The sequence below is a fragment of the Alphaproteobacteria bacterium genome, from assembly GCA_041396705.1.
Taxonomy (GTDB): Bacteria; Pseudomonadota; Alphaproteobacteria; order CALKHQ01; family CALKHQ01; genus CALKHQ01.
Genome location: JAWKYB010000035.1, coordinates 1 through 2,432, shown reverse-complemented (window position 1 = coordinate 2,432; position 2,432 = coordinate 1). Strand labels below are relative to the sequence as shown.

The following is a 2,432-nucleotide window of genomic DNA, read 5'->3' as shown; positions in this document are numbered from 1 at the left end:
GCGGATCGATGTCCGAGGCATAGAGCGACAGCTCGGTCAGCTCGACGGTCACGTCCTCGCCGGAATGCACCGTGCCGGTGAACTCCGCGGCGACCAGGGGGCCGCTTTCGGTCGCGGCCAGCACCGTCATGTCGCCCTCTGCGGTCCAGCCGTCCGCCGTGCCGGCCAGCGTGAGCGTCAGCGACCGGGTCGGCCGGCCCTCGACGGCCAGATCGATCCGTCCGGCGAAGTCGCGGGCCAGGATCGGTTCCCATTGCGGGTCGGACTCGGCCAGGCCGGCGAGCGCGGCCGGGTCGAGCGCGCCGATGCGCAGCTCGACCGGATCGTCGCTGGCCAGGGTCGCCCTGCCTTCGGCGAGCGTGACCGTCACATCGCCGACCGAGGCGATGTCCTGGCCCAGCCCGGGCACGGTTGCCTCGCCGAGCAGCCACTGCAGGGTCAGCTTGCCCTCCGCCTCGGCCATTGCCGCCGCCGGGTCCGCCGCCAGCGCGGCGATCGGCGGCACGGTCACGGTGCCCGTCGCCGACGCGGTCAGGCTGCCGCCGCCGGTCCAGTCGGTGCGCAGCGGCCATAGCAGGGTGTCGCCGGCGCTGGCGAGGTCCACGGCCACGGTCGCCGAGCCGCCGGCGAACAGGTCGGGCGTGTCGATCTCGACCGAGAGGGCGTTCTCGCCGGTCGTGTCCGCCGCGGCCACCCTGGCCGCCAGGGCGGTTCCGTCGAACGAGGCCGCGACGGCGACGTCGTGCAGGGTCATGTCGCCATCCGCGGTCGACAGTGCCGGCGGCAACAGCGCGCCGGGGATGCGCAGGCTGGCGAAGGCCAGGTCGGCAGTCCCCGTGGGCAGGCCTTCGCCCGGCCATGCGACGGCGACGGTGCCGGTGCCGTCCTCGGCGTCGCCCCAAGGCGTGCGGGCGGTCAGGGCGCGCAGGGTCGCCTGGCCATCGATCGCACCGGTCGGGCCGACGGTCGCTGTCACGTCGGCGTCCAGCACGGCCGTCTCATTGTCGGCCTTGAGCGCGAGATCGATCGCGAAGCCGCCGTCGCTCTCGCTGTCGATGGTGCCGCTGGCGTGCGCGGTGAGGCTGCCGTCGGGCGTGTCCAGCACGACCGTGGCGTCGTCGAGGACCAGCCGGTCGAAGGGCGCCGCCGCTGCGCCGCCGGACGGCGTCGTCGCCGGGCCGGTCTCATCGCCCGGCGCGCCGGCGCCGCCGAGCAGGGCGTCGAGCGAACCCAGCGAGACCGCACCGTTCTCGTCGACCGACAGATGGATCGTCGGGCGCGTCAGCCGGATGGTCAGGTCTTCGGGCGACAGGCCGATCAGGTCGAACAGGTCGTATTCCAGCTCGACCGCGTCGGCGACCAGCTCGTCGGCGTCGCCGATGCGGATATCGACCATGCGGCTGCTCGACAGGCCGATATGTTCGATGTCCAGCCGCGGGTTCGGCAGCGCGGCGTCGGTCAGCGCCTGGCGCACGATGTCGCCGGCATAGCGGTCGAGCACGAACACCGCGCCGCCGACCAGCACCAGCAGCAGGCCGCCGATGCCGCCGAGAATCCAAAGCCACCAGCGGCGCTTCTTGCGCCCTGCGGTCATGCCTTGCCGCGCTGTCGCCGTCTCTTCGTCCACGGCCCCAGCCTATCGCGCATTTCATCGAACCGCCATGCCCAGCGGGGTGGGGTCGCGATGCGCGCTGCGAAACCGCCGACGCGGGTCGCCGGCGCCGAACGGTCAGAACACGCCGACCGCCCACAGGACCAGCAGCAGGATCACGATGCCGATCACCGCGCCAACCCACATGTAGGGGTTGGTCATGCTGACCTTTTCCTCGGTGCGCGCCTCCTCCATCTTGGCATGCAGGTGGCTGGCGACCGTGTTGCTTTCATCCTCCTCGGCGTCCGGCGCCGACGGCGGCGCGGCAGGATGTGCCGGCGCGGCCGGCGTGGCTGCGACCGCCGGCGCCGGCGGCACCGCCGGTTCGGCTGGCGCGGCGGGCACCGCGGGTTCGGCAGGCACCGGGGGCACGGGCGGCACCGGGGGCACGGGCGGCACCGGGGGCACGGCGGGCTCGGCCGGGACGGCGGCTGCGGCGGGCTCCGCCGCGGTCGCGGCGCCGCCGGCGACAATCTCGGCGAACTTGCCGAAGAACTGCTCGGCCATCTTGCGCGCGGTGCTGTCGATCAGCCGGCCGCCCAGCTGGGCGATCTTGCCGCCGACGGAGGCGTTGACCTCATAGGTCAGCACGGTTTCGTCGCCGTCCTCGGCCAGGTGGACCTTGGCGCCGCCCTTGGCGAAGCCGGCCGCGCCGCCCTTGCCCTCGCCGCTGATGGTATAGCTTTCCGGCGGGTTGAGGTCGGAGAGCGTGACGGCGCCGCCGAAGCGTGCCTTCACCGGGCCAAGCTTGGCGGTCACCTTGGCCGAGAAGCTGGTGTCG

The 2,432-nt window shown here is 73.3% G+C and carries 2 protein-coding genes; both read right to left on the bottom strand.

The genetic code is table 11. The features are described from left to right. Window positions 1-1,594: hypothetical protein (locus R3F55_26030; protein MEZ5670831.1), on the bottom strand; the 1,594-nt coding region annotated here is incomplete at its 3' end. Between the two features lie 135 nt (window positions 1,595-1,729). Further along, on the bottom strand, window positions 1,730-2,432 hold a 703-nt coding region (locus R3F55_26025; protein ID MEZ5670830.1), incomplete at its 5' end, for a carbon monoxide dehydrogenase subunit G.